This is a genomic window from Cryobacterium sp. 10I5 (genome assembly GCF_035019865.1).
GTDB classification, from domain to species: Bacteria; Actinomycetota; Actinomycetes; order Actinomycetales; family Microbacteriaceae; genus Cryobacterium; species Cryobacterium breve_A.
This window is the reverse complement of sequence record NZ_JASJVI010000020.1, coordinates 40,532-47,310: the sequence shown is the minus strand read 5'-3', so window position 1 is coordinate 47,310 and position 6,779 is coordinate 40,532. Positions and strand designations below refer to the sequence as shown.

Annotated in this window: 8 protein-coding genes; 6 read left to right on the top strand and 2 right to left on the bottom strand. The window is 66.8% G+C overall.

Going from position 1 to position 6,779, the window contains the following annotated elements; translation table 11 throughout:
- Positions 1 to 279 precede the first annotated feature (279 nt).
- On the top strand, positions 280 to 510 hold the full coding sequence (locus tag QN350_RS07905) for a dodecin (protein ID WP_322137731.1): 231 nt from the start codon (positions 280 to 282) through the stop codon (positions 508 to 510).
- Complete coding sequence (locus QN350_RS07900) at positions 507 to 845, top strand: transcription initiation protein (protein WP_322137730.1); 339 nt, start codon at positions 507 to 509, stop codon at positions 843 to 845. Before QN350_RS07905 ends, QN350_RS07900 begins: the two co-directional genes overlap by 4 nt.
- A 123-nt stretch (positions 846 to 968) precedes the next feature.
- On the opposite strand, the gene QN350_RS07895 is transcribed toward QN350_RS07900, so the two are convergent.
- Positions 969 to 2,393, bottom strand: coding sequence for an MFS transporter (locus tag QN350_RS07895; protein WP_322137729.1), 1,425 nt, complete (start codon positions 2,391 to 2,393; stop codon positions 969 to 971).
- A complete protein-coding gene (locus tag QN350_RS07890) occupies positions 2,390 to 3,337 on the bottom strand; it encodes a nucleoside hydrolase (protein ID WP_322137728.1) in 948 nt (315 codons plus the stop codon). The genes QN350_RS07895 and QN350_RS07890 overlap by 4 nt, the downstream gene beginning before the upstream one ends.
- A gap of 205 nt (positions 3,338 to 3,542) precedes the next feature.
- On the opposite strand from QN350_RS07890, the gene QN350_RS07885 reads away from it, so the two are divergent.
- The 4 genes from QN350_RS07885 (at position 3,543) to QN350_RS07870 (ending at position 6,750) form a co-directional block, all read left to right on the top strand.
- A complete protein-coding gene (locus QN350_RS07885) occupies positions 3,543 to 4,598 on the top strand; it encodes a LacI family DNA-binding transcriptional regulator (protein WP_322137727.1) in 1,056 nt (351 codons plus the stop codon).
- A 325-nt stretch (positions 4,599 to 4,923) separates the two neighbouring features.
- Entirely contained in the window at positions 4,924 to 5,304 is a 381-nt protein-coding gene (locus QN350_RS07880) for a PadR family transcriptional regulator (RefSeq protein WP_322137726.1), read from the top strand.
- Entirely contained in the window at positions 5,297 to 6,364 is a 1,068-nt protein-coding gene (locus QN350_RS07875) for a DUF1648 domain-containing protein (RefSeq protein ID WP_322137725.1), read from the top strand. The genes QN350_RS07880 and QN350_RS07875 overlap by 8 nt, the downstream gene beginning before the upstream one ends.
- Positions 6,361 to 6,750, top strand: coding sequence for a PLD nuclease N-terminal domain-containing protein (locus QN350_RS07870; RefSeq protein ID WP_322137724.1), 390 nt, complete (start codon positions 6,361 to 6,363; stop codon positions 6,748 to 6,750). Before QN350_RS07875 ends, QN350_RS07870 begins: the two co-directional genes overlap by 4 nt.
- Positions 6,751 to 6,779: the final 29 nt, after the last annotated feature.

Below are 6,779 nucleotides of genomic sequence, written 5' to 3'. Positions count from 1 at the left end.
CGTGGGGAGAAGGGGCGCGGGCTGCGGAAACGGGCGCGGGCGTAGGGGAGAAGGGGCGAAGCCGGGGTGCTCGGTGCGTAAGGTCGGAGATTTTCGCGACTCGCGGCATCCGCTGCCCGGAGGCACGGCGTGTCTCGAGAATCTCCGACTTTACGAGGCGGCTGCCGCCTGGGTTGGCGCCGAACCGTGGCCGTTGAAGGCTCGCCGATCCCGGTCTATGGTCGGAGCACCCGAGGCGAGGACGCCGCGGGTTGGGCACCATGGTGGAGGGATTGAGCGATGACGAATCACACGTACCGCGTCACGGAGATTGTCGGGACGTCGCCGGACGGAACGGATGCGGCCATCCGCAGTGGACTCGAGCGCGCGACCCGCACGCTGCGCAATGTGGACTGGTTCGAGGTGGTGGAGACCCGCGGGCACGTCGAAGACGGCGTGATCCACCACTTCCAGGTGACGCTCAAGGTCGGCTTCCGCCTGGACGACGCCGATGAGGTCGCCGATTCATGACCAAGTACCTCATCTCCTTCCCGAGCGACGCGATGGTGGTCACCGACGAGGAATTCCCGGTCGTCGTCGCCGACTCCCACGCTGTCGTCGCGGAGGCGAAGGCGGCCGGCGTCTGGGTCTTCGGCGGGGGGATCGACGAGGGCGTTGCTCCGGTGCTGGTGGCCGCCGATGGGTCGGCGAGCGCCGAGATGTATCCGGGCTCCGACCTCACGGGCGGGTTCACCGTGCTGGAGTTGCCGACCCGGGAGGACGCGGTCGAGTGGGCGCGGCGGATTGCCGTGGCCTGCCGGTGCGCGCAGGAGCTTCGCGAGTTCGGGTACGACCCGGAGAGCTAGCGGCACCAAGGGGATAGGCCAGCGGGAGTGGCGGCATCCGCCACCCGACACCCCTTCGGTCGTGCGGCCAACAGTCTGGCCTGCCGCGGCTCGCGGCAGGCCAGACAGACGGGCACGTCAGGACTAGACCTCTGCGCTGACGGGTTTCGGGATGAGGAACGACGCCCCGAAGGAGGCGAGGGTCAGGACGAAACCGACCGCAACGACGACGAAATATGACGTGCGCATATCAACGGAGGTGCTCAGCACGGCCAGGGTGGACGGAAGCACCAGAAAGCTGAGCCCGGCGCCGAGGTTGAAGGCTCCGGCGTTCATCCCAGGCAGGAACCCCGGGTTACCGGGTGGGGACAGAACCACGCCGAGCCCATTGAGCATGATGTTCGCGGTGCCGGCGTAGAGGATGCCCAGCAGTGCCGCACCGACGATCATCAGGGGAAGGCTGTTAAGGCCGCCGATCCCGATGACCGCCAGCGCGAGTGCGCTGCCCAGCAGCCCGATGCGCAGCATCTTCGTATAACCGAATGTGGGCGCCAGCCGACCACTGAAGGGCCCGACCAGCCAGCCCAACAGGGCGTACGGGGTGAGGATGATCAGGGCCATCTGGGTGGCATTCACCGAGAATCCGGGAGCAGCAGCCTGCACATAGGCCGGCACAATTCCGTTGATGACCGCGAAGATCCCGGTCATTGCCAGCGTTGTGGTCAGCAGCGGCGCCCAGGTGGACCGGAGCCGCAGGTGAACGATCTGCACCATGGGCTGCTTGCTGTTCTTCTCGACCGACCAGAACGCTGCGAATGCGGCCGCAGCGACCGCGGTCAGTCCGATGGCCAAGATCAGGGTGCCCACCGAGAAGCTGCTGGCGAGTTTGGCGGCCTCGTTGAGGGCGGTGAGGATCGATCCGACGGCCAAAACGATGCAGAAGGCGCCGAGCCAGTCCATCCGGGTTCCGGCAGCAGGCCGGGACTCAACGGCGAGGAACAGCACCAGCAGGAGTGCCACAATCGAGAAGACAACCATCAGCCAGAAGATGCTGCGGAAGCCCAGGTGCTCAGCGAGATACCCGCCGGCGAAGGAGTCGATTCCAGCGATGCCACCGTTGACGGCAGCCACAAATCCCATCAGGGTTCCGTACTTGCGGGGGTTGGAGATGGCCGAGCGAAGCATGATCAGGCAGAGCGGCACTGTGGGTCCGCTGACGCCCTGGATGATTCGACCGACGAACAGCCAGGTGACATCCGGTGCCATGGCCGCGACGGCGGACCCGACACCCATCATGAGCATCATGCCCAACAGGATCTTCTTGCGGCCGACGATATCGCTCAATCTCGGCAGCACGAGAGAGAACAACGCGGCCGCGGTGAAGAACCAGGTCTGGGACAAGCCGATGGATGCTTGATCGGCGCCGAGCTCCTTGCCCATGGTGACCAAGGCCGGGCTCAGCATGCTTGCGTTGAGCTGGAATGCGACACAAGCCGCGAGAAGCGCCGTCATCAGCGCTGCTGTGTTGACCTTTTTTGTGTGTTCGGTGGGGATCAATGTCGCGGTCATGATTCAACGTCTCCAATGCGGATCAGGGCATCTGCAATCAGGTTCCAGAATCGTGCGTGGTCGAGAGTGACGGCCACTGATGTCGTGCAGTCCGCCGGTGCCGGAGCCCGGAAGTCGGCAACGGTCATGCCCAGGGTGAGGGTGCCGTTCAGCTCGATGTCCACAGGTACCTTCACTGTCGAGACAATGCTCGGGTCGATGACATAGGCCACTGCGCACGGGTCGTGCACCGGGGGCGAGTCAAAGCCCTGGACGTCCCGGTAGGTTTCGCCGAAGAAATCGAGCAGTTCGCCAACGAAACGGGCCGGCCCGGTGTTGATGGCGGCAATCTGTTCCCTGACCGCCGGTGTGGCCAACGCCTGGTGGGTCAGGTCCAACCCGACCATCACGACCGGCCACTTTTCATTGAAGACAATGTGCGCGGCCTCGGGGTCGATGATGATGTTGAATTCGGCGACTGCGCTCCAGTTGCCGACATGGTATCCGCCGCCCATCAGCACGACCTCTTTGACTCGTTCCACAATCCGGGGTTCTTTGCGCGCCGCCAGTGCAATGTTGGTGAGGCCGCCCGTCGGGACAAGCGTGACTGTTCCGGGTTCGTTGGTCATGATGATGTCGATGATCAGGTCGACAGCGTGCCGCTTGTCCAGTATCAGGTTCGGCTCCGGCAGGACCGGTCCGTCCAGGCCCGATTCACCATGGATGGACGGGGCGTTCTCACTCTGCCGCATGAGCGGGCGAGCGGAGCCGGCCGCGAACGGGACATCCGTGATGCCGGCGACACGGGCAACTGCCAGCGCGTTGCGGGTCACTTTCTCGAGCGTTTGGTTCCCGACGACAGTCGTGACGGCCAGCAGCTCAATTTCCGGGCTGCCGTGCGCCAACAGGATGGCGATCGCGTCATCGTGGCCTGGGTCGCAGTCCAGAATGATCTTCTTAGGCATGGTGCTCCACTTCATTGGGGACGTTGCCCACCCATGGGATGTGGCGGCTGCAGCGTGCTCTCCCGAAGCATGCGCCTAGTCACTGCATAAGTCAAACGCTTAACGTGTAGTTGAGTTAAGCGGTTAATGTCCAGATATCAAACGCTTGACGGCATCCGGCGATTTTCGCGGCAGGCTGGACGGCGCGCAGGGTTACAGTTGGCTCATGGCCATCCACGGCACGAGCGAGTCGCCCGCTCGTTTCCCGCGCGCGACAGCATCCATGGTCGCCAGCAGGGCGGGCGTGTCTGTCGCAACGGTGTCTCTGGTCGCCAGCGGCAAGACCGACGGCCGGGTGTCAGCGGACACGGTCATCCGAGTCCAGCAGGCCATCGCCGATCTGCATTACGTGGTCAACCGGGTCGCCAGCTCTCTGGCGACTGGTTCGAGCAATTTCGTCATCCTGGTTGCACCGGACATCTCCAACCCGTTCTTTGCCAGGGTCATTGCCGGGGTGCGCGAGGCCTTGGGTTCGTCGTACCAGCTGCTGCTGTCCGTCACGGACTCCGGCCAGATGCCCCAGCTCGAGAGTGTGCGGGAGTTGCTTGCTTTTCGTCCGGCCGGGCTGCTCGTTGACGCACCGAGCGCGCGCCTGATACAGAGCCTGGTCGTCGATGAACCGATCGTGTTCCTCGACGCACCCGGCGCAGACGCCGGTGTTCCGGCCGTCAATCTCGACGTCGTGCGGGGGGCGGAGGCGTTGGCTGTGCATCTTGCAGAGCGCGGTCATCGCACGGTCGCCTACCTGGACAGCGTCACTGCCGCCTCGACCTTCGCTCTGCGTCGTCGTGCGTTCTTGGCCAAGGCCCAGGAATGCGGGATGAGCCCCATCGAAACGCCGCGAGCCAGAAGCACCATCGACGTAGGGTCGGCAGCCACCGAATTCGCGAAAGTGTGGCCGGCCTGGCAGCGGGCGGGAGTCACTGCCGTCGTCTGCGCGACCGACACCCACGCGTACGGCGTTCTCCAGGTGGCTCACTCGCTGGGAGTGCGTGTGCCGGAGCAACTGGCCGTCTCAGGTTTCGACGACCTGCCTTTTTCCGCGATGAGTCACCCAAGCCTGACCACCGTCGAACTCCCTGCCCGGAAACTCGGCCGGGCGGCGGCCGACCTGCTCGTTGCGTTGATCGAAGGCCGGGCCCCCGATTCCGGGCCGCCACTCATGCCTAGCCGACTGATCATCAGGGACTCCACCGGTGGGTTCGTGAATGGTGCGGCGTAGAAGGGCGCAGCCGCGCTGACGCGGCTTGGCTCGCTCCCTATGCCCGATCCCGTCCGCGGTCGGACGACGGCCTGGAAACGTGTGAGGGTTGCCGTGGCCGGTGGACCTCTTCCTCGTGATTGCAGAAGTGCGGCATTTCCTCGGGGAATTGGTCCCGCCCGCCGCCGTGCCTGTTTCGGCACGCCGCGCCCGAAACGGCGGGCGCGGGCTGCGGAAACCGGCGCGGGCGTGGGGGAGTGGTGGTGCGTGCGAGGGGCTCGTGAACTCGCCCGCCGTGCGCCGGTAACGTGTGTTACCTTGTAGTTGGCATAACAAGCAACCGGGTGTGACACGGTACAGGATGTGGGGCGGGGCAATGGCGATCGAGGGCGAGGCGATTCCGTCTCAGTTGCGCAAGGGCGTGGTCGAGCTGGCCGTGCTCGCGCTGCTCCACCGGGGCGAGGCATACGGCGCCGAGATCGTCGACCGACTCGTCCAGTACCCGGGCCTCGCCATCAGCGCCGGCACCGCGTACCCGCTGCTGAACCGGCTGAAGAAGTCCGGCTTGATCACCTCCGAGTGGCAGGAATCGCCCGTCGGCCCGCCGCGCAAGTACTACCGGCTGTCGCCCGCGGGCGAGCGAGCCTTCGTCGCGATGACCAAGGTCTGGACCGCGATGAGCGCCGACATGACCGACCTGCTGGGAAAGGACGCGACCCGTGCGTGACCACTCCGAACCGCTACCCGGCGACGCCGTCCCGCCTGCCGGGGCGGATGCGCTGCTCGACGACTACTTCGACCGCCTGCGCGGCGCCGCGGCGCGGCTGCGCATCGACATCGACGCGGACGCGCTCGCCGACCTGCTGGCGCACGTCGAGCATCGCCTCGACGGAACCGATCGCAGCGACGACACGGTGCTCCGGGTGCTGGCCGAGCTCGGAGAGCCCGAAGCGCTCGCGCGCGCCTATACGACCGACGATCCCGACTCTGACGTCGACGGCGGTTACGACACCGACCGAGGTTTTAACTCCGACGTCGACCACGACGGGGGCACGGATGCCGCCGCTTGCGGCCCCCGGGACCTCGCCGCCGGGGGAGTGCCGCGCACCCACCGGGCGGGCCGGTTCCTCGGCGTGCCGTATGACACCCGGCAGCCGACATCGAAGCGGTTCGCGAGCCGGTCGTGGGACCCCGCCGACCCGAGCATCTTCGTGCCGAAGGCGCTCGGCATCGGCTGGACGGTCAACTTCGCCGCGCTCGCCGTGCGGGCCCACCTGATCCGGCCGGACGACGAGGACGAGCCGTTCGCCGAAGCACCCGCGTGGGTGGTCACGGCGACGCTCGCCGCACCGATCCTCGCCGGGATCGCGTTCGCCACCCTCGCGGCCGTCACCTGGGCCGGCCTGCCCGACACCGTCCCCTCGCACTGGGGACTCACCGGCGAACCGGACGGCTACTCGAGCCGCACCGCCAACCTCCTGCTCCTCAGCGGATTCGTGCTGGTGCCGCTGCTCGCCGCGGCCTGGGTGCACCTGGCCCGGCGTGCGGCGGGGAGCCGCGTCGCCGCATCCGCCGGGAGCTTCGCGCTCGCGCTCGTCGCGCTCGCCTGCCTGGCGCAGACCATCTTCGCGGTGCAGGGAGGCGCCGGCATGTGGCCGACCTGGATCGGACTGTTCCTCGCGCTCGTGCTGCCGTTGGGGTTGCTCGTGGGCGTTTCCCGGAGCGGTCGCGCCGCCGAACAGCGCCGCGACTTCGCGTCGGCCTCGAAGAAGGGTTCCGTGTCATGAACATGCCTCTGTCGTCACTCCCCGGGTGGGCGTGGATCGTCATTGCGGCGATGGCGGTCGTCCAGGTCACCCTCGACGTCATCGCCCTGGTCGACCTGTACCGGCGGCCCGCCGATCGGGTGCTCACCGGCAACAAGTGGGTGTGGCTGGCCGTGATCCTGCTCGCCAACCTGCTCGGCGCCATCCTCTACCTGGTCGTGGCCCGAAAGCCGGCCCCGCTCGACGCGGCCGCGTCGGCGCCCCGGCCGCCGTCGACCAGCCCCGACGCCGTCGCGGATGCGCTATACGGCCCCGCCATAACTCCTGCAAATCCCGGGGATGCCGGCGGACAGCCGCGGAATTCCGGGCCGGAAATTCCGACCCCCCAGAATTTGCCGGAGTTATGACCGTGCTCGCGCCGCGTGGGGGAGCGGGT

What these genes read in the sequence shown, in the direction of transcription:
- QN350_RS07870 (WP_322137724.1), top strand. Translation starts at nt 6,361, where the DNA reads ATGAACATGCCTCTGTCGTCACTCCCCGGGTGGGCGTGGATCGTCATT.
- QN350_RS07905 (WP_322137731.1), top strand. Translation starts at nt 280, where the DNA reads ATGACGAATCACACGTACCGCGTCACGGAGATTGTCGGGACGTCGCCG.
- QN350_RS07900 (WP_322137730.1), top strand. Translation starts at nt 507, where the DNA reads ATGACCAAGTACCTCATCTCCTTCCCGAGCGACGCGATGGTGGTCACC.
- QN350_RS07885 (WP_322137727.1), top strand. Translation starts at nt 3,543, where the DNA reads ATGGCCATCCACGGCACGAGCGAGTCGCCCGCTCGTTTCCCGCGCGCG.
- QN350_RS07890 (WP_322137728.1), bottom strand. Translation starts at nt 3,337, where the DNA reads ATGCCTAAGAAGATCATTCTGGACTGCGACCCAGGCCACGATGACGCG.
- QN350_RS07895 (WP_322137729.1), bottom strand. Translation starts at nt 2,393, where the DNA reads ATGACCGCGACATTGATCCCCACCGAACACACAAAAAAGGTCAACACA.